This window comes from Amorphus suaedae, assembly GCF_053629675.1.
This window is the reverse complement of the sequence record NZ_JBRJIT010000002.1, coordinates 48,099-74,048: the sequence shown is the minus strand read 5'-3', so window position 1 is coordinate 74,048 and position 25,950 is coordinate 48,099. Positions and strand designations below refer to the sequence as shown.

The 25,950-nt window shown below is 65.7% G+C and carries 21 protein-coding genes; 8 read left to right on the top strand and 13 right to left on the bottom strand.

Features of this window, described 5'->3' with window-relative positions; all coding sequences use genetic code 11:
* Positions 1 to 99: 99 nt before the first annotated feature.
* The 5 genes from AB7M35_RS14055 to AB7M35_RS14035 all read left to right on the top strand — a co-directional run bounded on the left by AB7M35_RS14055 (position 100) and on the right by AB7M35_RS14035 (position 6,309).
* On the top strand, positions 100 to 870 hold the full coding sequence (locus tag AB7M35_RS14055; RefSeq protein WP_453960838.1) for a tyrosine-protein phosphatase: 771 nt from the start codon (positions 100 to 102) through the stop codon (positions 868 to 870).
* Between the two features lie 9 nt (positions 871 to 879).
* Complete coding sequence (locus tag AB7M35_RS14050) at positions 880 to 1,713, top strand: polysaccharide biosynthesis/export family protein (protein ID WP_453960836.1); 834 nt, start codon at positions 880 to 882, stop codon at positions 1,711 to 1,713.
* Positions 1,714 to 2,013: 300 nt separating this feature from the next.
* The gene (locus AB7M35_RS14045) at positions 2,014 to 4,239 is read left to right on the top strand and encodes a GumC family protein (RefSeq protein WP_453960834.1); all 2,226 of its coding nucleotides are present in this window, start codon (positions 2,014 to 2,016) and stop codon (positions 4,237 to 4,239) included.
* A 39-nt stretch (positions 4,240 to 4,278) separates the two neighbouring features.
* The gene (locus tag AB7M35_RS14040; protein ID WP_453960833.1) at positions 4,279 to 4,968 is read left to right on the top strand and encodes a J domain-containing protein; all 690 of its coding nucleotides are present in this window, start codon (positions 4,279 to 4,281) and stop codon (positions 4,966 to 4,968) included.
* A 3-nt stretch (positions 4,969 to 4,971) separates the two neighbouring features.
* Positions 4,972 to 6,309: a hypothetical protein gene (locus tag AB7M35_RS14035; protein ID WP_453960831.1), complete on the top strand. Its 1,338-nt coding sequence runs from the start codon at positions 4,972 to 4,974 to the stop codon at positions 6,307 to 6,309.
* A 142-nt stretch (positions 6,310 to 6,451) separates the two neighbouring features.
* Here AB7M35_RS14035 and wecB read toward each other — a convergent pair whose 3' ends face one another.
* The 5 genes from wecB to AB7M35_RS14010 form a co-directional block, all read right to left on the bottom strand.
* Positions 6,452 to 7,567 carry a non-hydrolyzing UDP-N-acetylglucosamine 2-epimerase gene (wecB, locus tag AB7M35_RS14030; RefSeq protein WP_453960829.1) on the bottom strand — a complete coding sequence of 372 codons (1,116 nt, stop codon included), beginning with the start codon at positions 7,565 to 7,567 and terminating at the stop codon, positions 6,452 to 6,454.
* Positions 7,560 to 8,828, bottom strand: a complete 1,269-nt coding sequence (locus AB7M35_RS14025; protein WP_453960828.1) for a glycosyltransferase family 4 protein — start codon at positions 8,826 to 8,828, stop codon at positions 7,560 to 7,562. Before AB7M35_RS14025 ends, wecB begins: the two co-directional genes overlap by 8 nt.
* A gap of 5 nt (positions 8,829 to 8,833) precedes the next feature.
* Positions 8,834 to 10,462, bottom strand: coding sequence for a heparinase II/III family protein (locus AB7M35_RS14020; RefSeq protein ID WP_453960826.1), 1,629 nt, complete (start codon positions 10,460 to 10,462; stop codon positions 8,834 to 8,836).
* A 71-nt stretch (positions 10,463 to 10,533) separates the two neighbouring features.
* Entirely contained in the window at positions 10,534 to 12,657 is a 2,124-nt protein-coding gene (locus AB7M35_RS14015; RefSeq protein WP_453960824.1) for a bi-domain-containing oxidoreductase, read from the bottom strand.
* 24 nt (positions 12,658 to 12,681) lie between these two features.
* Positions 12,682 to 13,350, bottom strand: a complete 669-nt coding sequence (locus AB7M35_RS14010) for a class I SAM-dependent methyltransferase (protein WP_453960822.1) — start codon at positions 13,348 to 13,350, stop codon at positions 12,682 to 12,684.
* A 256-nt stretch (positions 13,351 to 13,606) separates the two neighbouring features.
* Here AB7M35_RS14010 and AB7M35_RS14005 point away from each other — a divergent pair, with 256 nt between their 5' ends.
* The 3 genes from AB7M35_RS14005 to AB7M35_RS13995 all read left to right on the top strand — a co-directional run bounded on the left by AB7M35_RS14005 (position 13,607) and on the right by AB7M35_RS13995 (position 15,707).
* The gene (locus tag AB7M35_RS14005) at positions 13,607 to 14,338 is read left to right on the top strand and encodes a DUF2793 domain-containing protein (RefSeq protein WP_453960821.1); all 732 of its coding nucleotides are present in this window, start codon (positions 13,607 to 13,609) and stop codon (positions 14,336 to 14,338) included.
* A 98-nt stretch (positions 14,339 to 14,436) separates the two neighbouring features.
* On the top strand, positions 14,437 to 14,784 hold the full coding sequence (locus tag AB7M35_RS14000; RefSeq protein ID WP_453960819.1) for a hypothetical protein: 348 nt from the start codon (positions 14,437 to 14,439) through the stop codon (positions 14,782 to 14,784).
* On the top strand, positions 14,781 to 15,707 hold the full coding sequence (locus tag AB7M35_RS13995) for a hypothetical protein (RefSeq protein ID WP_453960817.1): 927 nt from the start codon (positions 14,781 to 14,783) through the stop codon (positions 15,705 to 15,707). The genes AB7M35_RS14000 and AB7M35_RS13995 overlap by 4 nt, the downstream gene beginning before the upstream one ends.
* A gap of 125 nt (positions 15,708 to 15,832) precedes the next feature.
* Here AB7M35_RS13995 and asnB read toward each other — a convergent pair whose 3' ends face one another.
* The 8 genes from asnB to AB7M35_RS13955 form a co-directional block, all read right to left on the bottom strand.
* Positions 15,833 to 17,791: an asparagine synthase (glutamine-hydrolyzing) gene (asnB, locus tag AB7M35_RS13990; RefSeq protein WP_453960815.1), complete on the bottom strand. Its 1,959-nt coding sequence runs from the start codon at positions 17,789 to 17,791 to the stop codon at positions 15,833 to 15,835.
* Between the two features lie 15 nt (positions 17,792 to 17,806).
* Positions 17,807 to 18,730, bottom strand: coding sequence for a glycosyltransferase family 2 protein (locus tag AB7M35_RS13985; protein WP_453960814.1), 924 nt, complete (start codon positions 18,728 to 18,730; stop codon positions 17,807 to 17,809).
* Positions 18,727 to 19,506 (bottom strand): FkbM family methyltransferase, encoded by a 780-nt coding sequence (locus AB7M35_RS13980; RefSeq protein ID WP_453960812.1) that lies wholly within the window; start codon positions 19,504 to 19,506, stop codon positions 18,727 to 18,729. Before AB7M35_RS13980 ends, AB7M35_RS13985 begins: the two co-directional genes overlap by 4 nt.
* A gap of 38 nt (positions 19,507 to 19,544) precedes the next feature.
* The gene (locus AB7M35_RS13975; RefSeq protein ID WP_453960811.1) at positions 19,545 to 20,681 is read right to left on the bottom strand and encodes a glycosyltransferase; all 1,137 of its coding nucleotides are present in this window, start codon (positions 20,679 to 20,681) and stop codon (positions 19,545 to 19,547) included.
* Positions 20,682 to 20,829: 148 nt separating this feature from the next.
* Positions 20,830 to 22,353 carry a hypothetical protein gene (locus AB7M35_RS13970; protein WP_453960809.1) on the bottom strand — a complete coding sequence of 508 codons (1,524 nt, stop codon included), beginning with the start codon at positions 22,351 to 22,353 and terminating at the stop codon, positions 20,830 to 20,832.
* Positions 22,350 to 23,429 carry a CgeB family protein gene (locus tag AB7M35_RS13965; RefSeq protein ID WP_453960808.1) on the bottom strand — a complete coding sequence of 360 codons (1,080 nt, stop codon included), beginning with the start codon at positions 23,427 to 23,429 and terminating at the stop codon, positions 22,350 to 22,352. The genes AB7M35_RS13970 and AB7M35_RS13965 overlap by 4 nt, the downstream gene beginning before the upstream one ends.
* A 71-nt stretch (positions 23,430 to 23,500) precedes the next feature.
* Positions 23,501 to 24,433: a methyltransferase domain-containing protein gene (locus AB7M35_RS13960; protein ID WP_453960806.1), complete on the bottom strand. Its 933-nt coding sequence runs from the start codon at positions 24,431 to 24,433 to the stop codon at positions 23,501 to 23,503.
* Positions 24,430 to 25,935, bottom strand: coding sequence for an oligosaccharide flippase family protein (locus tag AB7M35_RS13955; RefSeq protein ID WP_453960804.1), 1,506 nt, complete (start codon positions 25,933 to 25,935; stop codon positions 24,430 to 24,432). Before AB7M35_RS13955 ends, AB7M35_RS13960 begins: the two co-directional genes overlap by 4 nt.
* Positions 25,936 to 25,950 lie beyond the last annotated feature (15 nt).

Genomic DNA, 25,950 nt, shown 5'->3' with positions numbered 1-25,950 from the left:
GTGTACCTGCGGCTTGCGGTTGTGCCGCCGGCGGCTGTAGGACACACGTCACATTTCGCCAAACGGACACGCCCGAGACGGACACAAACGGCTGTATCGATGATCGACCTGCACTGCCATCTGCTGCCCGGCATCGACGACGGCGCCCGCGATCTCGCCACATCGCTGGAAATGGCTCGCCTCGCGGTCGCCGACGGCATCCGGATCCTGGCCTGCACGCCGCACATCACGCCCGGCATCTACGACAATGACGGCCCGCAGATCCGCCGAGCCGTGGAGGAGCTCGCGTCCGCCCTCTACGACAACGACATCGACCTCTACCTGGTGACCGGCGCAGACGTGCACCTGGCGCCGCGGCTGATCGAGGGCATGCGATCCGGCCACATTCCGACGATCGCCGACAGCCGCTACTTTCTTCTGGAACCGCCCCATCACATTGTCCCGCAGCGGATGGATGAGGTCGTCGCCGACCTCTGCGCGGCGGGCTACGTTCCAGTCATCACCCACCCAGAACGTCTGTCGTGGATCGAGACACGCTATTCCGATATAAAGCGGATGGTTGCTGCGGGGGCGTGGATCCAACTGACGGCCGGTTCGATCACCGGCAAGTTCGGCAGCCAACCGCGCTATTGGGCCGAGAGAATGCTCGACGAGGGCATCGTGCACCTCGTCGCCTCCGACGCCCACAACACCGGTCGCCGCCGGCCGAGCATGGGCAGCGCACGCGATGCAGTTGCGGCGCGCCTCGGCGAGGCGGAGGGCGAACATGTCAGCGTCACCCGTCCGCTGGGGATTGTGAAGAATCTGGATCCGAACGACATCGTCGCGCCGCCGGGACTGGGCGTCGCGGGCGGCGTTCGGGCAACGTAGAGAACCACCGTGCGGCTTCCTCTCTTTCCGGCCTTGTCTGTCGCGGCGCTGCTGCTTGCGGGTTGCGTCAGCAACAGCCAGCAGGCCTCCAACAGCGAGCCGAACGCCACGTTTCAACCGCAGGCGACGGCGCCTGGCGCCCCAACACCGCTGTCGGGATCGACGGCAACCGCCGTGAAGACGTCCCCTGCTCCGGCGGCCTCCGCGGCACGGGCGTCCGCGCCGGCCGCCAGTTCCTCCCGGCCGGCTCCGAGGACCAGCCTGCCGTCAGCGGCTTCCCAGGTTGGCACCGACTATCGCCTGTCTCCCCTCGACGTGGTCGAGATCTCCGTCTTCCAGGTTCCGGACCTCACCAAGACGGTCGAGGTGAACGCACGCGGCGAGATCGCGCTGCCGCTGATCGGGACGGTGCAGGCCGGCGGCAAGACGACCAGCGAGCTGGAAAGGGAGATCGCCGCCAAGCTAGAGCAGAACTACCTGCAGTCGGCCCAGGTGAGCGTGTTCGTCAAGGAATACCGGAGCCAGAAGGTGACGGTGGAGGGTGCGGTGAACGGCCCGGGCGTCTATGAGATCCCGGGGCAATCGTCCCTGTTGCAGGTGCTGGCGATGGCAAAGGGGCTCGACCGGGTCGGCGATCCGAACGGGGTCATCGTGTTCCGCAACCAGGATGGGCAGCGGATGGCGGCGGTCTTCAACGTCGACGCGATCCGCAAGGGCCAGCAGGACGATCCGGTGATCCTCGCCGGCGACACTGTGGTGGTCGACGAATCGCAAGGGCGCGCCATGTGGCGCAATATTCGCGAAAGCGCAGGAGTTGCGGCTCTCTTCCGGCCGACATTCTGATAGGCTGATACACCGTCGCAAGAGGTGACGATGGACGCTTGGGATATCGACGACGACCGGCAAGCCCCGCGCCGTCCCCTGAACGGGGATGCGGAAGCGGACGGGGAAGGTGCGTCCGTCTCCCGGCAGCCTGGGACGGAATCGGAAGGCCGCGACGGCCGCGAGGCGGGGGCAGATCGCAATCTTCCCGCATCCGCGGCCGAGACGAGCCCCGCAGCCTATCAGGGACGTGGCGGTGGCGGACGAGGCGGCGGGCACCGCGATCTCCTGCCGCGCCCGGATCCGCCGCAGCGCAGGGACGTGACGCCGGCCGCCATGCTGCCGCCGGCGCTGCTGAGCAGCGGCCGTGCCGGTGGCGAGTTCCAGTCCGACGATCCGCCGTTCGACCTGAAGAAATATATCGGAGTGCTTTTCAAGCACCGCTGGCTCGTGCTCGGCGTGATGGCGTTCGTCGTGTGCGTGGGGCTCGTGAACACGCTGCTGCAGACGCCGATCTACCGCGGCAGCGCGACCATCGAGATCAAGCGAGAGGTGGCCAACCTGAGTGGCCTCGCCGGTGTCGACAACCGCGAGAACGGCGCGTCCGCCATCGAGTTCTACCAGACTCAGTACGAGCTCCTGAAGAGCCGGGCCCTGGCGGAGCGCATCGTCGCCAAGCTGCGGCTCGCCGAGCAGCCCGAGTTCATGAAGACCCGCAAGTCGCTGCTGTCGCGGCTGAAGAGCGGCTTCTCGGGATCGGCGCCGGCCGCCCCGACCAACATCCAGGCCGCGCAGGCCGGTGCGGTGGGCCGCGTCATGGGCGGCCTCAGCGTTCAGCCGGTGCGCAACTCGCGCGTCGTGCGGGTCAGCTACGACAGCCCCAGCCCGAAGTTCGCCCAGGAAGTCGCCAACGGTGTGGTGACGGCGTTCATCGAGATGAGTCTTGAGCGGAACTACGAGGCCTCCGCCCACGCCCGCAAATTCCTGGAAGAGCGCCTGCAGGATCTGAAGCTCAAGCTCAGCGACTCCGAGCGCAAGCTGGTCAGCTATGCCGAGGCGAAGGACATCCTGACGACGGGCGACGACCGCACGCTCGCCATGGCCAATCTGGAGGAGATCAACGGCGCGCTGACCACCGCATCCAAGGAGCGGCTGCGCCAGGAGCTCGTCTGGCGGCAGATCCAGAGCTCCAACGAACTGCCGCAGTCGCTGGAGACCGACGCCGTGGCGATGCTCCGCTCCAAGCGTGCGGAGTTGCAGCTCACCTATCAGGAGAAGCTGAAGGTCTTCAAGCCGGGCTATCCCGACATGGTCCAGCTGCGGGCGCAGATCAGCGAAATCGACAGCCAGATCGACAAGGAAGTCGCGCGGATCAAGGAATCGATCCGGCTTCAGTATCAGGCCGCCGTCGACGAGCAGACCACCCTGGCGCAGCGGGTGGCCGACCTGAAGCAGGACGTGAACAACTACCAGGAACGCAACATCGACTACACGATCCTGAAGCGCGAGGTCGACACCAACCGGACGCTCTACGAAGGCCTTCTTCAGCGTTACAAGGAACTCAGCGTCACTGGTGGCGCCGGCAATCCGTCGAACATCTCCATCGTCGACGAGGCGCAGCGACCGGGAGCCCCGTTCAAGCCGAACCTGAAGGTCAATCTGGCGCTCGCACTGATGTTCGGCGCTCTCACAGGCGGTCTCGCGGCATTCGGGCGGGAATTCATCGACGACAGCTTCAAGCTGCCGGAGGATGTCGAGCAGGAGCTCGGCCTGCCGCTGATGGGGATCATCCCCGAGGTCGAGGAAACGAAATACAGCGAGCAGATGGCGGACCCGCGCTCGCCCCTGAACGAGGCCTATCGGTCGCTGCGCACCGCGCTGCAGTTCTCCACGCCGGGCGGCGTGCCGAAGACGCTGCTGGTCACCAGCAGCCGGCCGTCGGAGGGCAAGTCCTCCACCTCGTTCAACGTGGCACGGCATTTCGCCCTTCTCGGCATGCAGGTGCTGCTCATTGACGCCGACCTGCGCAAGCCTTCGTTGCACCGGCGCATCGGCTGCAGCGGCCATCGCGGCCTCTCCAACTGCCTCGTCGGCAACGCCCGGCCGCCTGAAGTCCTCCAGCGGACCGATTATCCGAACCTCGAGTTCATGCCGGCAGGCCCGCTGCCGCCCGATCCGACCGAACTGCTGGCGAGCGCGCGCATGGCGTCGCTGCTGGCGATCGCCTCGGAGAAGTACGATCTGGTCGTCATCGATACCGCACCGGTGGGTGGCATGGCAGACGCACCGATCCTGTCGAACTTCGCCGAAGGCTGCCTGCTGGTCATCGAGGCCCACAAGGCGCCCCGCAACGGCGTCGCCAACGCGCTCAAGCGGCTTCATTTCGCCCGCGCCGACGTGCTTGGGGCCGTGTTGAACAAGTTCAACCTGAAGACCTCGGGCTTCGGCTACGGCTACGGTTACGGGACCGACGAATATTACAGCTACGGGGCCGACGAGGACGACCGCGAACCGGAGGCGATCGCCGACGAGAGGAAGGACGCCTAGTCGATGCGCGAGCCTGTCCCCAGGGGCTTGATCACGGCGATGGAGCTCCTGCGCGCGCCCGCGATGGCGGACGTGCTGCGACAGCAGTCCGCACTCCCGGACGATATCGACGTTCTCATCAGGCTGGCCGGCGGCTGCGTCGAGACCCGGGAGCGGCTCTCGACGCTGATGGACCAGCCGGGCGGGCTCCTGGTCAAGGCGGCGCGATTCTATCTCGAGCAGGTCCTCTTCCACGCGGAGAACGACAGCTACCGGATCCTCGGCCTCACCCCGGACGCTTCCCCGGCCGCGGTGCGCGAGCACGGTCGCTGGCTGCTGCGTTGGCTGCACCCCGACAACGACCACTCCGAGTGGGATGCCGCCTTCGCCGGGCGGATCACGACCGCCTGGAACGACCTGAAGACCCCGGCGCGCAGGGCTGCCTACGACCGCACCGTGCGTGCCGATCGTGCACGGGCCTTCCAGCGCCGCAGGCACGTCCACCTTGCGCCACCACTGATCGCCGGACTGCGCCAGAAGCCGGCCGCCGACCGGCGGCGGCGGGTGACCTGGCGGACGCCGGCGGCGGGAGTCGTGTTCCTTGCGGGATGGCTGATCCCCTTCGACCTGAGCGAGCCGCTTCCCTCTGATCCGCCGGTCGCCTCCTGCATCGACCGGACCGGCACCGCCGCGGTTGCCTGCGAAGCGATCCCGGCAAGCCCGTCAGCCACCCGTGTCGCGGGTGAATAGATCATGACGGATGCCCCCGGCCGGCGCACGAAGCCGCCATCGCAGCAGCAGGATTCCCAGCCTCCGAGGACGCTTGCGTCCCTGATGGTCGGCTCCCGCCGGCGGCGCATCACGACCGCGGCGATGGCGATCGGAGGCGTGGTCCTGGCGTGGCTGATCGTCGGGACGGTGACCACTCCTCCCCAGCCGGAGAAGGCGCTCGATGGCTCCGGCAACCCGGCGACAACCCGTGTGCCGAGCCTGATGGCCGCGGCCGATGCGGAACTTACCCGCAAGCCGGAGGACATCGACTGGGCGCGCGTCCAGGCGGCCTCGCGCGCCGCGCTGGCGGCCGATCCGCTCACCGAGCGCGCGCTCGGCCTCTATGGCCTCAGCCTCGATGCCCACGATCAGCCGGTCACGGCAAGAACGGCGATGGAGATGGGCGCGGCGCGGAGCCTGCGCGACCCGGTGCCCCACGTCTGGCTCTATGACAATGCCCTGCAACGGGGCGACTACGCCGGCGCGATCGCGCACGCCGACGTCGTCATCCGCGCCCGACCGGAACTGCGCTACACGCTCTACGATTCCATGCGCCAGCTCGTCGTCCTGCCCGACGCGGTGCAGGCGCTGTCGACGGCTCTTGCGCGCAATCCGCCGTGGCGAACGGAGTTCCTGCTCAGAGCATCGGACAATCCGCCGTCGCTGGGCGGAACGACCGCGCTGTTCGCCGAACTTCAACGTACCCCTTCGCCCCCGACCAATCGCGAACTGGGCCAATTGCTCACCAAGCTGGTCGACGGGGGGAAGTTTCAGGACGCGCTTTTCCTCTGGCTGAGCGTGCTTCCCTCGGACCAGTTCGCCACGCTGGACTATCTGTCCAACGGCGACTTCCGCTTTCCGCTGAGCGGGCTGCCATTCGACTGGAGCATCAAGCCCGTCGAGGGCGCCGACATCACCATCGAGGCGACCGCGGGCGCGGAAGAGGCATTGCGCGTCCAGTTCTACCGGGGCCGCGTCGACTTCCAGAATGTCAGCAAGCTGCTGACCCTGCCGCCCGGCAAATACAAGCTGCAGGGCCGGGAGAAGGCGGATGCCTTCGACACGGAGCGCGGTACGGTCTGGCGGGTCTACTGCGCAGGCCCGACCCCGCGCATCCTTGGCGCGTCCGACCCCCTCAGGGGCACGACCGACTGGAAGACATTTGAGGCGGACATCGACGTGCCCGCCGACAATTGTCCCGCCCAGTGGCTGCGCCTGGAAATCGATGCGCGCGTTGCCCTGGAGAAGGACGTGAACGGCGGCTCGATCTGGTTCGACGATCTGTCGATCACACGCGCCGAGCCCGCCGCAACGAACTGAAACAGGCGCCTCGTTGGGCCCGTGACGCTTCCCGGTGTCTCGTGAGCTTAACCGAGCAAGGACGCTCGAGGTTTTGCCTCTTCCGGCCTCCCGTTCGAGCGGATGCATCAAACCACCGCCGGCCCCTCGCCCGCGGATTTGCTCAGTCGAGAACCCGATCGAGGACCCCGACGATGCGCTCAGCCGCGCGGCCGTCCCACTTTTCCGGGACCGGAAGGCTTCGCCGGTCGCCCTGGAGAATGTCGTGGGCCGCCGCCAGAATCCGGTCGCGATCGTTGCCGACCAGAACGTTCGTGCCCTCGGTCAGGGTGATCGGACGCTCGGTGTTGTGGCGCAGCGTCAGGCACGGAACGCCCAGCACCGTCGTCTCCTCCTGAAGGCCGCCGGAATCGGTCAGCACCAGCCGGGCGTTCATGTTGAGGTGCAGGAATTCCAGATAGCCCAGCGGCTCGCAAGCCCAGATGCCCTTTGCCCGGGGTCCGGTGGTCAGAAACTGGCCTAGGCCGGCCTGATCGACCATCTTCCGCGTGCGCGGATGGATGGGGAAGACGATCGGCATCGTCTCGGCAATTTCGGCCAGTGCCTCGAAGATGCCCCGGAGGATCTTCGGGTCGTCGACATTGGACGGGCGGTGGAGCGTCACCGTGGCGTAGCCGTTCCGCGTCAGGCCCAGCCGTTCGGTCAGGCCGAGCGTTTCCGCCATGCCCCGATGCTTCACCAGGGTGTCGATCATGACGTTGCCGACGAAATGGATCTTGTCCGGCGCGACGCCCTCCGCCAGGAGGTTTTCGTCGGCAAGCCGGTCCGTGGTGAACAGAAGATCGCACAGCACGTCGGTGCAGAGGCGGTTGATCTCTTCCGGCATGCCCATGTCGCGCGAGCGCAGGCCCGCTTCGACGTGCGCCACCCGGATGCCGAGCTTCTTCGCCGTGATGGTGCAGGCCATGGTCGAATTGACGTCGCCCACGACGATGATCAGGTCCGGCCGCTCGTCGAGGCAGACCTTTTCGAACGCCATCATGATGCGGCCGGTCTGCTCGGCGTGCGAGCCGGACCCGATTTCCAGGTCGACGTCGGGGCGCGGCATGCCGAGATCCTCGAAGAACGCCTTGCTCATCCGCTCGTCGTAGTGCTGGCCGGTATGCACCAGCTTCTGGGCGAAGCGATCGCGCCGCCCCTCGAGCGCCTCGATCAGCGGGGCCATTTTCATGAAGTTGGGCCGCGCCCCGACGACATTGAGGATTTTCAAGCTAGCCATCCGAAGGTCCCGATTCCCCGTTCCGTACACGCCGGCGGTCATCGACCGCCTCCGTCAGCACGTCCAGCATGCGCATCGCCAGTACGCTTCGATCGTAGGTCGGCGCAGCCGCAAGACAGCGCGCCTTGAGGGCTGCAATGTAGCCGGGGTCGTCGGCCATGCGCCGAAGACCGGCAACGAGCGCCCCGGCGTTCTCGGGCTCGAACACCAGTCCTACCCCCTCGCGCTCGACGATCTCCGCCGATTCCCCCGCCACGCCGTGGAGCACCGGAATCCCCATACCGAGGCATTCGAACAGCTTGGAAGGGATGACTGTCGTGAACAGTTCCGTCTTGCGCAGGTGAATGACGGACACGTCGATGAGCGACCAGTAGCGCGCGACTTCGTCCTTCGACACGCTGTCGATGAAGATGACGTTGCCGAGGCCCATCTCCCCGGCGCGTTCGACCAGCGCCTGCTTGCGTGCGCCGTCCCCCAGGAGAAGGAAGCGGAAGCGGTCGTCCCCCGCGTTCTGCATCAGCTTCGCGGCGTCGAGCACGGTCTCCAGCGCGTGCGCCATGCCGTGGGTGCCGACATAGCCGGCGACGAACTTGCCTTCCAGGCCGTAACGGGCAACGAGCTCAGTGTCCTTCGGAAGCGGGCGGAAGCGGGCAACGTCAACGCCGTTGGTCACCACCGCGATCTTCGCCGGATCGATCCCGCGCGCCACCAGGTTGCGCTTGAAGGAATGCGTGACCGACACGACCCGGGCAGCCTTGCGATAGAGAAACAGTTCCAGCCGCTCCAGCGCCCTCAGCGCCTTGCCATCCTTCATCGCGCCGACCGCCCGGATTGATTCCGGCCACAGGTCGCGCAGCTCGAACACGTATGGCACCCGCTTCATCCGGCTCGCGGCATAGGCCGCGCAGGCGGTGAAGAACTGTGGCGAGGTGCCGACCACGAGGTCGACCTTGGATACGAACGGCGCGGCCACCACGGCGGCGACCATGTAGCTCACGTAGTCCAGCGTGCGGAGCGCGAACCCCTCGTTGGCCGAAATGTAGCTCCACACGCGGATGACGCGGATGCCGTCCTGAACGTCGCTCTGCCAGAGCCGGTTGCGGTAGCCGTCATAGACCTTTCCCCTCGGAAAGTTCGGCGCGCAGGTGATCACCGTCACCTGATGCCCCGCCTTCACCCACTCCCGACAATGCTCGAAGGTGCGCGAGGCGGGCGCGTTGACCTCCGGCGGGAAATTGTCGGTCAGGAAGAGAATGTGCACCGGGCTCACCAATCCAGCGTCAGCGTGCAGGAAGGCCCGACCAGTCGCACCTCCAGGCAAAGGGTCGGCTGCGAGAGCCCGAATTCCGGATGCCAGGTGGCCTCCACCAGCGCTACCGAACCGCCCTCGACGCCCCATCCGACCACTTGCCCGTCCTGAAGGACAAAGCGTCCGCCGCGACCGTCCGCCTCGGCCGTGACGCCCGGATGCAGGAAGAAGCGGGAGATCGCATCGCCGTAACGTCCCTCCAGCCGATCGGTGACCGACAGCGAACGCGGCCCGAAGCGCCAGTCTCTGAGGTGCGTCACCCCGCCGGGCAGCCGCCGGTAGCCGGTGTGGGCGCAGGTGACGGACCAGGCCCCGGCGGCGCCCGACACGTTCAGGCCGATAGGCCGCGCGCGGCGCGCCACCCGGAAGCCGCTCCACACCTCGCTGGAGTTTTCACCGTCGACCTCGACGGTGGAGTGGGCGGCCGTGGATCGCTGGCGCAGGCGTTCGGGTCCGGTGCCGTAGAGCGAGGTGCCGGAATTGACGATCACTCGCCGGCGGTGAAGCGACAGTTCGAACGAGAGGGTGTCGGCGTGGGCGTGACCCGGGAGGTAGTCGGGCCCGACGGGCGCAACGTCGAGAACCGCAGCATAGTCCGGACCGGCGACCCGCAGGTAGCCGCTGTCGGCAAGGCGGGTCATCCCGTCCGAGGGCGCGGGCGAAGGCGGCAGGCCCAAGCGTTCCGCGTAGGCTTCGAGGGCGGCCGGCGGCGGCGCGATGCCGAGGGCGGCGTCGTTGAAGAAGGCGATCTGGCCATCCGGATGGGACATCGCCGCAAGCCAGGTGCGCATGCGCCCGGAGGCCTCGCGCCACGTCGCGACGGCCGCCTCAGGCACGACGCCGGGAAACGCGGCCGCAATATTGAGGAGGTCAAGAAGATCCTCCAGGATCAGCGCGTGATACATGGGGCTCAGCTCGAAGTGGCCCCCGTCCGGCAGCACCTGCTCCGGCACTTCTCGTGCCAGGATCTCCAGGCCCTTGGCGAGCCAGCCGTCGGCTTCCCCGCCCTCGAACAGCATTCCCGCGAAGACCAGCGCCTTGGCGTTGGCGAACAGGTGGTTGCCGAGCAGGTGCCATTCGAGGCGGCCGCGCAGGAAGCGGGCCTGGACGGCGAGGCTTTCGCGCGCGCCAGCATCCAGCTCATGGCCGGCGAGCGCCCACTTGCACCAGTTCACGATCCGAAGCGACAGGGGATAGGGCTCCCAGCCGCTGCCGAGAGCAGGCGGGTTCTCGGCGGCCCAGCGATCGATCAGGCGGCGATGCCACGCCGCACGGGCGTCGGCCCCGTCGGCGTTCAGGTCATCGAAATAGTGGAGGTTGTAGCGCCACAGCCGGTCGCGCTCAGGCTGGTCCCAGTCGGCCGCCCCGGCGATCTGGCCGGCGACGTTGAGGAACACCACCTCGTCGGGTCCGCGCATCGATGCCGGCCGCGCGGCCGGTGCCCGCCATTTGGCCGAGGGCACACGCAGGGGCGGAGCGGGGCGAATGTCGGGCTTCGGCACGTGCAGGCGGTGCCAGGCGCGGCCGTAGATCTGGAACGGGCGGAGATGGCGCACGGTGTTCCAGTAACGCAGCAGGCCATGCATCGCGGAGACGGATCGCAGGGTCGGCGGCGCCGGGTGCTCCGATGCAAGACCGGTTCGGAGCGCCGCGCCGCTCACGCCCGCCCCTCGGCAAGCGCGATGGTCGTCCGGGTCACCTCGGCGATCTCCTCGAACGGGATCGGCGCGGGACCGCCGCTCCTTACTGCCTCCACGAACGCCGCCGCGCAGGCGCGCTGTCCCTTGTCCTGGTTCCACAACCGCGCCTTGCGGAACCCCTTCCAGCCGTGGCCGGTGAGGCTGCGGAAGTTGTCGAGGCGCAGGGCGCAGCCGGACGAGAACACCTCGACCCGCTCCTTGGGCAGGCTGCGATGGCCGTTGGCGAAATAGTGGACGGTGCCGATGGAGCCGTCCTCGAACGCCAGTTGTAGCGTGACGGTGTCGCCAGTGGCCGACGCCATCGCGGTGCGTCGCGCCTCGACGATCGGCGCGCCGGCCAGATGGCGCACCAGATCGACGAAGTGGCACGCTTCGCCGATGATCCGGCCGCCGCCCACCGCGGGATCCTGGGTCCAGTGGTCCGCCGGGATCGCGCCGGCGTTCACCGTCATGACGATGGCCTTCGGCGCGCTGGCACCGGTGAGGAGCGCCTTCATCCTGACCACAAGGGGCGCGAAGCGGCGGTTGAAGCCGACCATCAGAAGCCGTGCCTCACCGGCCGCAGCCCTGGCGGTGCGGGCGGCCTCGATCGCATCGAGCTCGGCCTCGGTCAGGCACAGCGGCTTTTCGACGAAGACGTGCTTGCCCGCCTCGATGGCACGTAGCACCAGCTGCGCGTGGCTGTCGTGCCGGGTGGTGATCACCACGGTATCGAGCGCCGCGTCGTCGAAGATGCGGGCGGTGTCGGTGGTGGTGTCCGCGAAGCCGAACTTGCGCGCGGCATGAAGCCCGCTGACGCCCGATGCGGACGCGACTGATCCCAGCCCGGCACCAGCAGCCTTGAAGGCCGGGATCAGCACCTTGGTGGCATAGCTGCCCGATCCGACGAAGCCGACGGAGGCCTTGCCCGGCGAGATCGGCGGATCGGCGATGCGCACCGTGCGGCGAGGCTCCGCCGGTGCGTCCTTGGCCTGAGCCGGATAGGCGAAGACGATGCCGAGTGACGGCTCCGAGCCGCCCATGACGGCATAGGCGGCCTCGGCCTCGTCGACGGCGAACCGGTGCGAAATCAGCGGCCCAACGTCGAGTCGGCCGTCGGCGAGCATGTCGAGCACGGCCTCGAAGTTGCGCTGTTCGGTCCAGCGCACGAAGCCGACCGGATAGTCGTGGCCCCGCTCCTCGTAGTCGGCGTCGTAGCGGCCAGGCCCGTAGGAGCACGAGACCTGGAACGTCAGTTCCTTCTCGTAGAAATCGGCCCGCGAAAGCTCAAGGCCGGTGACGCCGACAAGCACGATGCGCCCTCGCTGACGGCACATCAGCGCAGCCTGGTGCATGGGCTCGTTGGACTTGGTGGACGCGGTGACGAGCACCGCGTCCACCCCCCGCCCGCGTGAAAACGCGACGGCGGCGGCCACCGGATCGCTGCCGGCGGAGAGATCCACCGTCTCTGCGCCGAAACTGCGGGCGAGTGCCAGCTTGTCGGCAGCGTAGTCGATGCCAAGCACCCGGGCGCCATGGCTGCGCAGAAGTTGCACCGCCATCAGGCCGATCAGCCCGAGGCCAGTGACGACAACCGTCTCGCCAAGCGTCGGCCCGACGAGCCGGATCCCCTGCAGCGCGATGGCGCCGGCGACGGTAAAGGCCGCCGCCTCGGACGACACCCCGTCCGGGATCTTCGCGCAGAGATTGGCCGGGACGGAGACGATCTCGGCATGCTTGCCGTTCGACGCGACGCGGTCGCCGGGGACGAAGCCGACGACCCCGGTGCCGACTTCTATGACCGTTCCGGCGTTGCAGTATCCGAGCGCCAGCGGCTGGTCGAGCTTCGCGCGCACCGTTTCCATCGTCGGACCGATGCCGTCGGTCCGGACCTTGGCCAGGACCTGCCGCACCTTGTCGGGCTGCTGGCGCGCCTTCTCGATCAGATTGCCCTTGCCGAACTCGACCAGCATCCGCTCGGTGCCGGCCGACACCAGCGAGCGTTCGGTGCGGATCAGCACGTGGCCCGGAGAAGCAAGCGGTACCGGAACGTCGGCAACCTCGGTACGCCCATCCCGGAGGCTCTGCAGAACCTGCTTCATTCCCGACCTTCCCAAGGTGACGCGTCAGCGCGGCTTGCGCGCAACCACATGCACGGAATCGTCGCCTTGCCGGAAGGCTCGACTGGGAGTGTCATTGCCCTCAAGCATCTCAAACCCCAATGCGACGATTCGGGCGCGCATGGAGTTTTGATCGTACATCCACCGGTGCCCCAGCCCGAAGCCACCTGAAAACTCCATCGCCCGGTACTGCCAAGAGCCGCGATCCGGTTTCGACAGGAGGCTTCGCTCGATCATTTCATCCGCGGCTGTCGGCGAACCGGCATCGCACTGTTCCACGTATCGTCGCGCAAGGACCTCTAAATCAGGAACAATGATGTGCATCGTCGCGCCCGGCTTCAAAGCCCGTTTGAAGTCCGCGAGGATCGCGCGGCCTTCGTCAGGGAAGACATGCTCGAGAAAATGCGAGCAGAGGATGTGATCTACAGTTGAGTCGGGAACCGGCAATTTTTGGCGGCAATCGTGACGGACGAACACGCCCTTGGCACGGGCTTCGCGGTAGGCCTCAAGGAGGTTCTTGTTCCGCCGAGGAATGAACGGCAGCAGGTAGGGGCGGTCGAGCGCGATCATCATCACATGGTTGTCGAGGTTCACGAAACCGTCGATCGGGTAGTGGGACGACGCTACGTTGAGCCAGAGCTGACCCTCATCGTTCTTCAGATTCTGCAGGCTCATGCCGCTATCTCTCCCTACCCGGCCGCAAATCATCGCTGTCGCGGGTGCGATCTGAACCGCGTGCCATGCTTAACAGGCCGCCAAAAGCAATCAATGCGAGGCTGGCGAAAGTGGATCGATTTTGCCTCACGCGGTGAAGAAACACTGCATTTGTGCATCCAATCTTATCCCCGTCCGCTTGGTCGCCCTTATCCTCTCAGTCGATAAAGCCGCCGCGAGCGGCTGCCTGTCATGATGAGAATGGCAAGGACGACGGATGGATACGACCGCGACGCTTGGCCTGCCCTATATTCTCGGCGCACAGGCCCAGAAGCATGTGACCCACAACGAGGCGCTCACGGCCCTCGACGCGCTGGTGCAGCTTTCGGTGCTCGACCGGGATCTGTCCGACGCGCCGAGCGAGCCATCCGAGGGCGACCGCTACATCGTGCCCGCCGACGCGGGCGGCGCCTGGACCGGCAAGACCGGACAGGTCGCCGCGTTCCAGGGCGGCACCTGGGCCTTCTATCCGCCCGGGACCGGGTGGCTGGCCTTTGTCGCAGACGAGGGGGTGTTTCGCGTTTTCGACGGCACCGCCTGGCAGGTTCAGTCGGGCGGAAGCACGGGCGGCCCGTCGGTCCTCCTCAACGAACAGGCACATGGCGCCGAGACCCGGTTCGAACTCATAGAGGACGAACTCACGCTCTCCGGAGCCATGGTGGAGAGCACCGCCGTCATTCCCGACCGGTCCATCGTGTTTGCCGTCACCACCCGCACGACCGAGGCGATCGCCGGCGCCGCGTCCTATGACTGCGGCATAGCCGGCGAGCCTGGAAAGTATGGCAGCACGCTCGGCACAGCAGCGGGGAGCACCAACGCGGGCGTGACAGGCCCGACCGCCTTCTATGCGGACACCTTCGTGCGCATCACCGCGAACGGCGGAGCGTTCAGCGACGGCAAGGTACGCATCGCCATCCACGCGCTGCTGTGCCGCCCCTCCGCCTCCTAGAGCCTCCTGCGATCAGGTGTTTCGACCTGGCCGACAGGAAATGGCTGCGGCTTCAACAGAACGAGCAGGTCCCATTCATGTCAGGAACCACATCCGGAGTGGCCTTCTTTCCCTCTGGCGACGACATCACCATGCACGTCTTTCGCGGCAAGACGCTTGCATTCGAGATCATCTGGGGCGGCGCTCAGCCGATCGATATCACCGGCTTCACGGCGGTTCTCCAGGCGCGAGACCGACACGGCGCCTTGATGCTCGACCTGACGACCGACAACGGGGGCATCGCCGTCGACGGCCCAAATGGCCGGCTTTTCGTTTCGGGCACCCCCGCCGTGACATCTGCGGTGACGGCGCCAGGCGTCTACGAGCTTGAGATGACGACCGGTACTGACGAGATCTATCGGGTCATCAGCGGCCTGGTGGTCCCGATCGAGGAGGTCGTGCAATGACCGCCACCACCGACGTGACGATCGCCGTCACCAGCGTCACTGCGTCAATCTCCACCGGTGGGCTGCAAGTCACCGTAGATCCGGGCGGAGTCGCCAGCGCGATCGTCGGGCTGCCTGGTCCGCCCGGCCGGGCTGGTGAAAAGGGAGAGCCCGGGGCGCCGGGAACGGGGCTCCCGTCCGGAGGACCTGCCGGCAGTGTTGCCTTCAAGCAAAGCGGCGACGATCTCGACATCGGCTGGTCGGCAAGCTTGGTGATCGATCCGTTGACTGGCATGGTCGGTGCTGGGACCGGCGTCCCCAAGGCGCCGCTTCACGCGCGTGGCCTGGGGCGGGCCTTGGTGGTGGAAAGCGATCTCGCACCGGGCAAGCGATGGGCCATCAGTCCCGGTCACCCGGGCAACTATGACGAGTCCCTGATCGTTGCCTTCGATGACTCCGTCCTCGACCCGGCCACCCACGTGCTGCGACTGCAGACGAGGCAACCGGTCACACTTCCCCTCGGCGCGGTCATCGTGGACGGCACGAACTTCGGGAGCCAGTCGAGCAACGGACTTGCCTTCTACCAGCCATTCAACGGGACCAATGGGCGGCTCGCCTTCTGCGGCGCCGCCGAAAGCGGCGTTTCCGAACTGGCGATTCAGGGGACCTATCACGACGGCAGCTTCCACACAGCCACGGTGATGACGCTGTCCAATTCCGCATCGGGCAATCAGCGCGTGGCGATCGGCGACGTCGTCCCGACGGCGACGCTCCACGTCGACGGCGCGATACGCACTGCCCCCCATAGCCTAGCCAGCGTACCGGACGCCTCGGGGTCAGGTGCCGGAACGATGGTCTATGTCAACGATGCCGCCGGCGGCCCGCGACCGTTCTGGTCCGACGGCAGCGACTGGCGGGATGCGGGAGGCGTCATATTGAGTTGACTCGCATCTGCGCGTCTTATCCGTTGATTGCGCACCGGCGCCACCCGCTCAACCTGGAGCCCTCAATGTTGACAGGCAGCGCGGGACGCGAATGATCGCGGACAATCAGAAACGGCAGGAGTGTTTCAGGCAGATGCGATCACTCGACTGACTTCCGACCTTGCCGCTTGGAGCTGGGGTGGACTCTGGTCGAGAAAGATTCGGCACCAGAGTTCGATGCAGACCAGGGCGAAGATCGTATAGGCCGCGTCGATCCGACCGGCGTGATCCCGGGCGACCAGCCGCGCTACCGCGTCAGCGTCGAAGATCCCCCGGCGGCGTATCACGTCCCGGCTGAGAAGGTCGCCAACCACCGGTCGCAGTTCCTGGCGCAGCCAGCGCCGCAACGGTGCTCCGAAGCCGGTCTTGGGCCTGTAAATGACGGCGTCCGGCAGTATGCCTTCCATGGCCTTCTTGAAAATCCACTTGCCCGTCCGGCCATGCTGTTTGAAATCGTCCGGCAGAGACGCCGCAAAGGCGACCAGATCCGGGTCCAGCAGCGGCACGCGAACCTCGACTCCGTGCGCCATCGACATGCGGTCCGTGTAGTTGAGATTGTGGTCTGCGAGGAAATGGCGACACTCGAGCGCAAGCATCCGGTCGAGACGCGAGGCCCCTTTCGGCAAGTCATTGACGGCGGAGCGAAGCGGCGCCATTGCGGATTGCCCTTCCAAGCCTGCCCGGAAATCGGCGTCGAGCAGGTCGAAGGCGAGCGCCGGATCGATCCAGGCAAAGTAACTGGCGATCCGCCCGTCGCCATCCGAGCCCGCGTTGGCCAGCCCCTTGCGCAGCCGCCTCAGCGGCACCGATCCGATCGGCAACAGGGACGAAGCCCCGGCAATGGCTGACCGCGCCGGGCGCGGCAGCCAGTCCCACAGCCGCTCCTGCTGCAACGCATAGTGACGGCGGTAGCCGGTAAAGATGTCATCCCCGCCGGCGCCTGATAGCAGCACCTTGATGCCGTTCTGCCGGGCCAGCATGGAAATGAAATAGGCGTTCAGCGGCGCCGGGTCCGCCTGGGGCTCGTCGAGAAAGAAGATCATCTCCTCGAGGCTGTCGATCATCTCCGGGCCGGCCGTGACCCGATGAAGATCCACGTCGAGATGGGTGGCAACTTGTTCCGCGTAGGGAAGATCCTCTGCCATGCCCTCTTCCGCCATCGCGCCCGCGTCCCCGAAGGCAATGGTGAAGCACTGAAGACGATTTTCGGAGAACGCGCGGGCGCTGGCGACCACGGCACTGGAATCCAGACCGCCCGACAGGAAGGCTCCGACCGGTACGTCGGCAACCATCTGCCGCTCGACTGCCTGGTCTATGTGGGTCCTCACGCCGGCGCACGCCGCTTCGACCGTTGTCCTACGCTTCCCGACCCCGAAGGGGAGATCATAGAAGCGCCAACGCCGCGCGATCCGGCCGTCGGCAACAAGCATCGCCGTTCCCGGCTCAAGCTTCTCGACACCGGCGAGCATGGTTCGCGGTCCGGGCGCCCAGAGGAAGGTCAGATGCCCCGCCACGGTTTCCGGGTCCAGCTCGCGAGACACCGAGGACTCCCGGAGGAGCGCCTTCAACTCGCTAGCAAACAGGAACCCGCAGGGCGTGGTGGTGTGATAGAGCGGCTTTACCCCAAAATGATCCCGCGCCAGAAACAATCGGCGCGTCTCACGATCCCATATGGCGAAGGCGAAGATGCCGTTCAGCCGGGCCAGCAGGTCCGGCCCGTCGCGCAGATAGAGGTTCAGGAGAACTTCCGTGTCGGAGTGACCACGGAACCGATAGCCGTCGGCAATCAGCTCGTCCCGAAGCTCGCGGAAATTGTAGATCTCGCCGTTGAAGACGATTACCACACGACCCGCATCGTCTTGCATCGGCTGACTGCCGGCCGACGACAGGTCGACGATGGCGAGGCGGCGATGGGCCAGGCCGATACCCGCTTCCTCGTCTTGAAAGGCACCGTCGGCGTCCGGTCCGCGGTGGGCGATCGCCTCGCTCATGCCAGCAAGCAGCCCGGGCACGAAAGCGCCGCTGTACCCGGCTATTCCACACATGGAAGGTGCCCCGCGTCAGTCATGCGCGCCCCGATCGACACTGCCCGCCTGGATGGCGCCCGGATGCGGCGCGCCGCGCATGACAGGCGGGAGGCTCAGAACCTCGCCGCGCCACTCCATCTCGCGACGCTTGTCCTCGATCATGCGAAATACCATCACCCGAAGGCGGGCCCAGATGAATCCGGACCGCCCGGACCGCCACGCTCCCTGGCCGAACAGACAGAAAAGATACATCGCCTGATGCCGAAAGGGAGCCCGCCAATAGACCCGCTTCAGCCACATACGCCGCTCCAGCGAGCTGCCGAGAAGTCGAGGAGTGACGGAGAGTGCGTCGTTGCGGAAGCCGGCGATCGCCTCCGCCGTCGTATAGCGGTTCTGTTTCTCGACCCATCTGTGCAGCGACGGCGAGTCATGATGCTCCAGATCGCCGGCGACGCCCAGCGCGGCACCCTCGACAAGCGGATGCTCGTTGACCGCAACGTCCGCGAACCGGCAGGTCCCGGTGCGCCAGAGGCGCAGGATATCCTGTCGGATGGACAGCGGCCGGCCCATGAACCACAGACGGCGCCGCAGGATCAGTGCGTCGTGTGCGTCGGCGGTGATCGCCTGCTCGATTGCCGCCTTGAGTTCGGGGGTGAGCCGCTCGTCGGGATCGAGCTTCATCGTCCATGGCGCCTTGAAGGGAAGCTTCCGGGCGGCAAAATTCCACTGATCTCCGAACCCGGTGAACGCCCGCTGTACCACCGTGACGCCCCGCGACAGCGCGATATCGACCGTCTCGTCGTTGCTGAAGCTGTCGACGAGGAAGACCTCTTCTGCCCAGCCGGCGAGATTGTCCAGAACCTCGGTCATGTTGTGGGCTTCGTTGAACGAGATCATGACCACCGCAACCGGGGCCGTGCCTGCCTTCCAGCGCGGCTGAGCCGCATCCGGCGTCATGGCTGGGGTTCCCCCGCACCGATCGGACAGGCCATCAGGTTCATGCCGAGCGGGTTGCCATCGACGCACTCGACGCCGGTCTCGAAATCGAAGACTCGGTAGCCTCCCAACGCTCGAAAGCGCGCCAGCACCTCCCGGCCGGTCTCACCGTTCACCTCGATCAGAATCGTCGGCCGTACCGTTTCGAGCAGCTGCCGTGCCCCGTCGAGAACCGCAACTTCGGCGCCCTCGACATCGATCTTGACGAGATCTGGCGGCCGTCGGTCCCGAAGCAACAGGTCCAGCGTCAGGACCGGCACGAGGCAGCTGGACCTCGTGCCGCCAGCCATGGAACGCCCGGCGAACTCTTCGAGGAAGTTCGACGCCCTTCCCCGTTCCGCGATTGCGAGCCTAGCCGTCCCCGGTTCCGACGCCACCGCGGCGCCGATCACGTCCAGCACGAGGGCCCGGTTGTCGGAATGCGCAGCCGTCCTTCGGAGCAGGCCTCCCAGAAAGGGATCAGGCTCGATCGCAAGGACCTCGGCCCCGAGGGCGGCAGCGCCCAGTGAGAAGATCCCCACGTTGGCGCCCACGTCCCAGGCGACCGATCCGCGCGCAACGTACTCCCTGCAGAGCCGGAGCAGCATCGGGTCGAATGCCGCGTCGCCAAGCTTCATGAGCTGCAGCGCCGCGTCCGGTGAAATCAGCAGCGGCGCGCGGCCAAAGTTGCGCGGCAGCCGCCGCCACAGCGACCGGCCTCGCGACAGCCTTTCCGCGGCACGACGGATCGAAATCACCAGGATGTCTCAGTCTGCATCGCGGGCGATCTCCGGCTTCAATCGAGTTTCACGAACGGCGGAATAGCTCCGCCGTCTGCGAGCCATGCATAGAAAGCGGCCATGTCGGTGGCGATACGGTCCCAGGAAAAGTCCCTCGCCATCCAGTCCCGCCCGTTCATGCCGCGCCGCGCCAGCAGCTCCGCCGGTTCACTCATGGCCGCGTCAAGGACCGCGACAAGCGGCTCTACGCCGTGGTCGATCCACCAGCCGGCCCCCTCTGTCTCCAGGCCAGACCAGGGTGCACCCTTCGTGGTCACGACTGGTGTGCCCGCCGCCAGCGCTTCGGCAACCGTCATGCCGAAATTCTCCGACAGCGTTGGCAGCACGTAAAGTTCCGCCGCGCGATAGGCCGCAAGCTTGTCGGGCCCGTAGAGCGGCCCGACGAAGGTATGCCGCTCGAGACCAAGCTCCGCCGCCAACCGCTCCATATCCGCTCGATGTCCGCCCTCGTCCGGCCCCGCGAGCACAAGGTCCCAGTCCGGATGACGATCCTGCAGGACCGCCCACGCCCGCAGCAACCGGTCGATCCCCTTTATCTCATGGATCCGGCCCAGAAACAGCAGCTGCCGCCGGCCGGCAACCGCCTTCGGCAACGCTTCGGGCAAGTCGATGCCGTTGGGCAGAACAGCCACCGGCTGCCGGAAGCCGCTGGCGCGGATGTCGGCATATTCATGCTCTGCAGTCGCATGAAACGCCGCCACACCCCGCGTCGCCCGGGTGACGAACAGCGGCCAGAGAGCCTTCTTGGTCAGGGACGAACGCTCGAGCGCCCGGGACGCGAACGTGCCATGAGGCGACACGACGAGCCGGCAAGCCGTGCCTCTCGCCGCCGCCGCCGCATAGACGTTCGTCTCCATCCAGAGGCTGTGGTTGTGCAGGATCCGTGCGCCCTCGCTGCGAGCCTCGGCGCGAACCCAGTCTCGAAGGCTAGGAGAGATGCCGAGCCGGCGCGGCCCGATCCCGTAGGGAAATGCGGTCGCGAAGCCGTAACCCGGGCCAGGGGGCAGCGGATCGAGCACCCCGAGCCGCGTCGGATGCCCGGCCGCCAGCAACGATTGGCAGAGGCGGGTGACGCAGTAGGACGGACCGCTGGCCTCGTTGTCGATCGTCGGCACGACGTGGATGGACTGCATGGGCATCCGATCGAAGGTGGGGAGAGCCGCGCCGGAAGAAGGGCCCATTCGAGAGCCAGAACCGTTCAGATCCGCGCACTCCGTCGACCACAGAAATTGCAGAATTCCAAGTGGCTCGGTCTCGGATTCCGAGCAGATCGAACCGCTCTCAACGCGAAGGATGCCTTCGTCTCCGGATGACCCACAATTGCGCCAGAACGAGGAAGGGCAACAGCCGCAATAGGCCGGTCATTGCGGCCGCAACGTTCGAAGGTATCAGGGCCAGCGTTGGCAAGGTCGCCAGAAAGATAAGCCACCCACCAAGCCCGAGCGGCACGAAGGCACTGAAAGCAATACGCTGCAATACGCCGATCACGTAGAATCCGACAAGCACCATACCGAACCCGCCGGCAAAGTAGAGATAGGACACCGGGCCCATCGCAACCGAACTACGTGTTTCAGGACCCCGGCCAAGCACGAATGCGTCAAACCACCAGCCATCATTGACGACGGTCTTTCCGGCCCACAGAAAGCGCGGAATGAACGCATTGAGGGGAATGAGTAGAAGGTCCGCCGCGAACCGCGGTGCATATTCGTTCAGTTCGGCCGAATGACTGTAGTCCAAGCTGATGGCCGTGAAGGTGATCAGGTCTGTCCGGGCCGCAATATCGGCAAATGTCGTATCATCTGTCGGTCGAACATAGTCTTCAGGACTGGTCGCGGCCTTCCAGAACGTGCTGACGATCGAGGTGAGGCTCGAACTGTCGAAGGTTGGATCGGCATAGCGCGCCCGGCGGAATGGCTCGATGGTCTGAAAGGCCGCAACCAGCATGACGAACGACAGGATGATCAGGCCGATCGAAAGCCGCCCTCGCGCCATGTAATACGCAACGCCGAGGATAATGACGGGCATGACCACCTGGCTCTTGAAGCCGCCAAGGAACCCTGCCGCGAACTGCCAGACGAGAACCACGACGAAAAGGACCAGAACGGCAGCGCTCTTCTTTCTCCCTTGCGCGAAAACGGCCAGGCAGAGAACCAGAAAGGCGAGCGATCCGGCCTGCGTCATGAGGCCGATCCAGGCCTGGATATCCTGAGTCTCCTGCATCCTGTCCGCATCGGAACTGTATCCGAAGACGCCTAGCCGTACCTGGAGGAATACCGCGAAGACGGAGAGCAGAAAGAGGATGACCACCGCTTGCATGTTGGGATCGAAGCTCGTGGCGACCAGCTGCCGCCGAACCATGAACCTCTGGACACGCACCGCCAGCCACGCGCTCACCCGGCTGTGGTAGCCGCGCCACATCGCCACCACCGCTAGCAGGACGGCGGACAAGGCCATGTTCAGCCAGTACATATAGTCGCCCCGCCAGGCCATGAACTGGGCCGCTACGGGGTTGTCCACGCCGAACAAGGCTGGGACGTTCGGCATGATGTAGTCCTTGCCGAACAGCATGATCGACGCGATTACCGGCGGCTGAACGAACGCCATGCGGCGACTGTGCCGATAGAGTCGCGTCACCTCCCAGACGAGGTAGGTGATCAGGACGATATTCAGCAGCAGGAAAATGGCCTTGTCCAAGCTGCCGCCGTGCACGTCCAGAAGGAATAATGGGATCGTCGCCGCGGCGACGGCGATGAAAAAGATCGCCGTGCCCGCCAATTGTGATCGATCTGCTTCGATCCGTTTCACAGCGATTGATCCCATGGCAGCGCCGGCATCGGAAATCCGTGCTCGGCACCTGACACCGTTGCGAGGAGCAACTCGAGGCGATGTCGGTAGGTGTGCTCGGCGTGGGCCCGCCGCTTTCCTGCCTCCGCGATCGCCTGCCTCTCGTCCTGCTTCGGCAGATAATGGTCTATCAGCCTTTTGAGGTCGCTGACGTTGCGGAACGTGACCAGTTCTTCCCCATCCTTGAAAAGCTGCGCAATGCCCGGACGCCAGTCCACCATCTGGAATCCACCGATGCCCGCCGCTTCGAACATCCGAACGTTGGCGCCCCAAATTTCGCCGTAGTACAGATTGTTGAGGACGATCTTGGCTCCGAGAAAGGCGCGCGCCTTCTCGTCATTGAGAACCGTCCTACCCTGATACATCGAGGCCACGGGACCCAACGGCATCCACAAAGGCGGTGCCGGGCCCCACAGCTTGACGTCGTAGTCGCTCAGGTGGCGAAGCGACGCGATCCGCCAGGAGTGGGCACTGCCCGCCGTCGCAAGGTCGCAGATGTAATCCGCCCCGATCGTCTCGCCTTCCGGCAGGCGGTGCCGCTTGGGATTGAAGCATTCGGGGAGATAATAAATCGGAGACGGTGGGACGTCCGCCAATGCATGGACGATATAGGGATCCTTGAAGAAAATCCCGTCGTAGGGAGCGTTGAGGAAGTAGCCCCGTCCGAAATTGACCATCGCATCCGGATACCACATGGCGACCGGTGCGCCGGTCAGTTTCTTGAGATGATGCACTTCCTCAGGCCAGAGAAAATCATAGCAGACGATCACAAGATCGAGCGGAGCCGCGGTGGCTTCTCGCCAAAGCGGCTTCATCCGCTTGGCACGGATAGCCGGCAGATTGTCGCTGGCCGTGTGGATGAGGCCGCGCACCTGATCGACCCGCTGGCCTGCCCGCCCCGGCAAACGGCTCGTGCGGAGGCCAGGCTCGAAACGGCGGACGTCATGGCCCATGTCGACCAGCGTCTCGGCAATGTGAAGGGCAAAGCCCTCCGCATAGAATTTGCCGATCACGAGGATGGTCAGGTTCGGATCCAACGAGTCAAAACCACCTTGTCTTGCGGCTAACCAATGGCCCCCTCGCGGACAGGTCCGACGCCGTCATCGGTTCAGTCCTCTGTGCGCTCGCAAACGACCAACTCGATTCGCGCCCAGTCCTCGGGCAGGAGTCGGCAGACCGTGGAATCGACGACGCGCATGATGCCCGTATAGGCATAGAACCAGGGCGACCGCGCGAACAGGGCTCCGAGCCGCAGGAACGGGTTACGACCGCTTCCGAACTGTCGCAGCTTCATGTAGGCGGCCGGCGACTGCAACCACGTCTTCTCCATTCCCCGGCGGGCCACCGGCCGGAACCCCTCGTCGCGGAACGTCGCAAAGTTGTCACGCGGTCGCTCGTAGCCAAGGTGCCCGTCGCCATCGATGAAGAGCGTCTTGTAGAGCGCCGGATCGGCCTTCTTGTATCGCCGGATCAGCGGGTTTTCGGTCTCGACGTCGTACAGGAAGATGATCTTGCCGCCGGGTTTCAGGATACGCCGGCATTCCCGCAGGATCGCCGGCTTGATGTCCGGCGGGATGTGCTCCCAGAAGTACGAGCTCACCACGGCATCGACGGACGCATCCGGAAGCGGCAGGCACTGCCCGGCATCGCACTGCACCTTCTGCTGATAGGGAAGCGCCTTCAGGGACGCGTGGGACAGATCGCAGCCGGCCATCCGGTAGCGGTGCGCGAAATAGGCCACGCCGGATGCGCAGCCGAGCTCGACCACGCTCGCCCCTGCGGGAACGTGTTGGCGCACCATCCACGGGTAGCCATTGACAAGGAGCCAGAGCGGCAACGCATGCCAGGGCCGCTCGCTTCTGGGCACGTAGGAGACCTGGTTGAGATATGCCCCCTCGTAGAACGCGTCGGTCTCCCCGAGAAGCCGTACGACACCATCGTCGATCGGGTAGACCCGCCCGCACGCGGTGCACCGCATCGCGTCCGGGCCGTCCTCAGACAGCATCGCGTGATCGGCTGGGCAGATGAGGGAAATGGTCATGGTCGCTTCCAAAGGCGTGCGGAGCCGGCCTCCACCATTTGACGCACGACGTCACGCTCGGCGGGATCGAGAATGACGCGATACGCCCAAAGAAGAGACAACAATACAATGCAGGATCCGACAAACGACTCCACCGGCGAAGGGGATCCGGGCAGGGCAACGAGACGCACCGAACCAGCGGCGAGCAGCAAGAACAGGGGGACAGCGCCGATCAGCTGGCCGAGCCGCACTCCGTTCCTCCTCAACCACGGGGTCGCAATCAGGAGCATGACCACCATGGCGGTCATGTAGCCGAAAAGTTCAGCGGTCAGATAGCCGGTCAACCCGTAGGACGGGATGAAATAAGAGCCGAATCCTAAGAAGACGATGGCCTGCAACGCGGTGATACCGAACAGGAGCATGACCTTGCGCGCCGAAAGCAGCGCGTTGCTCACCACACCGTTCACCGCGGTCAGTACCGCCGTGACAAGGGCGACGCTCGCGGCACCGAGCGCCGGCATGTACTGCGCGCCAAACAGGAGCGGAATGAGCCAGGGCAGCAGCACCATGACGGCCGCGGCCACCAGAAGCGAGAACACCAGGATCATACGGACGTTCTGCAGGATCCGGGCGGCGAGGGCGCCACCTTCCTGGGCTCTCGTCCGGGCGAACATCGAAATCATCGCAGCCGCGGCGCTTGTCGGCGCAAATGCAACGATCGAGACAAACGCCATGATGGCGCGCAGATAGCCGAGCTCTTCCAGTCCGGCGTGCCGAACGACCATGCCCTGCAGCACGTAGACGACCGGGATCGAGATGAGGCCTGACACGTAGAAGGGAAACCCGAAAACGAGAAGACTCTTCGTGCGGGCCGCCGTGTTGTGAAAGGCGAGGCTGAGGTTCTCCTTGCGCAGCGCGGACTGCATTGCGATGCCAAGCCACCCGACGGTCACCGCCTGAACCGCCAGGAGCGCCGCGACCGCGCCAGTCAGTCCGGCCGCCAGGGCGCCGAGCGAGATCGCTGCGACGCTGAGAACGGCGGAGGCGACCATGACGCGCACATAGTCTGCGAAGCGGTGCAAGCCGACCAGCGTGGCATAGAAGAACTGAGATAGGCACTGAAGCAGGACGGCGATCCCGGCGACGCGAATCCAGACGGCGAGTTCCGGCTTTTCGTAGATCGCCACCGCCAGTCGCTCGCCGAAGAGCAGGCAGCCGCCTCCTCCGAGCGCGCCCGCGAACAGCAGCATCAGGAATCCGGCAGCGAGCAACTCCCGCATTCTCTGCCGGGTCGCGGTGTCGTTGAAACCCTCGGCGGTGTGGACGTGGATGGACGCATCGACACCGAGCCGAACGAGGCCATAAACGCTGTTCGACGTCGCGGTCACGACACTGTAGATGCCGAAATTCGCCGCCCCCAGAGTCCGCGCGAGAATGATCGTCGTCACCATTCCAAGCACCCGCTGGACGAACGACTGCCCGACGAGCAACCCGACATTCCTGGCATACTGCCCAAGGCTCATGAATCCCCCGGGGCG

Bases quoted from the DNA above. Each gene is read 5' to 3' on its own strand.
- AB7M35_RS14055 (WP_453960838.1), top strand. From the start codon at position 100: ATGATCGACCTGCACTGCCATCTGCTGCCCGGCATCGACGACGGCGCC.
- AB7M35_RS14040 (WP_453960833.1), top strand. From the start codon at position 4,279: ATGGAGCTCCTGCGCGCGCCCGCGATGGCGGACGTGCTGCGACAGCAG.
- AB7M35_RS14035 (WP_453960831.1), top strand. From the start codon at position 4,972: ATGACGGATGCCCCCGGCCGGCGCACGAAGCCGCCATCGCAGCAGCAG.
- wecB (WP_453960829.1), bottom strand. From the start codon at position 7,567: ATGGCTAGCTTGAAAATCCTCAATGTCGTCGGGGCGCGGCCCAACTTC.
- AB7M35_RS14020 (WP_453960826.1), bottom strand. From the start codon at position 10,462: ATGCATGGCCTGCTGCGTTACTGGAACACCGTGCGCCATCTCCGCCCG.
- AB7M35_RS14015 (WP_453960824.1), bottom strand. From the start codon at position 12,657: ATGAAGCAGGTTCTGCAGAGCCTCCGGGATGGGCGTACCGAGGTTGCC.
- AB7M35_RS14010 (WP_453960822.1), bottom strand. From the start codon at position 13,350: ATGAGCCTGCAGAATCTGAAGAACGATGAGGGTCAGCTCTGGCTCAAC.
- AB7M35_RS14005 (WP_453960821.1), top strand. From the start codon at position 13,607: ATGGATACGACCGCGACGCTTGGCCTGCCCTATATTCTCGGCGCACAG.
- AB7M35_RS13995 (WP_453960817.1), top strand. From the start codon at position 14,781: ATGACCGCCACCACCGACGTGACGATCGCCGTCACCAGCGTCACTGCG.
- asnB (WP_453960815.1), bottom strand. From the start codon at position 17,791: ATGTGTGGAATAGCCGGGTACAGCGGCGCTTTCGTGCCCGGGCTGCTT.
- AB7M35_RS13985 (WP_453960814.1), bottom strand. From the start codon at position 18,730: ATGACGCCGGATGCGGCTCAGCCGCGCTGGAAGGCAGGCACGGCCCCG.
- AB7M35_RS13975 (WP_453960811.1), bottom strand. From the start codon at position 20,681: ATGCAGTCCATCCACGTCGTGCCGACGATCGACAACGAGGCCAGCGGT.
- AB7M35_RS13960 (WP_453960806.1), bottom strand. From the start codon at position 24,433: ATGACCATTTCCCTCATCTGCCCAGCCGATCACGCGATGCTGTCTGAG.
- AB7M35_RS13955 (WP_453960804.1), bottom strand. From the start codon at position 25,935: ATGAGCCTTGGGCAGTATGCCAGGAATGTCGGGTTGCTCGTCGGGCAG.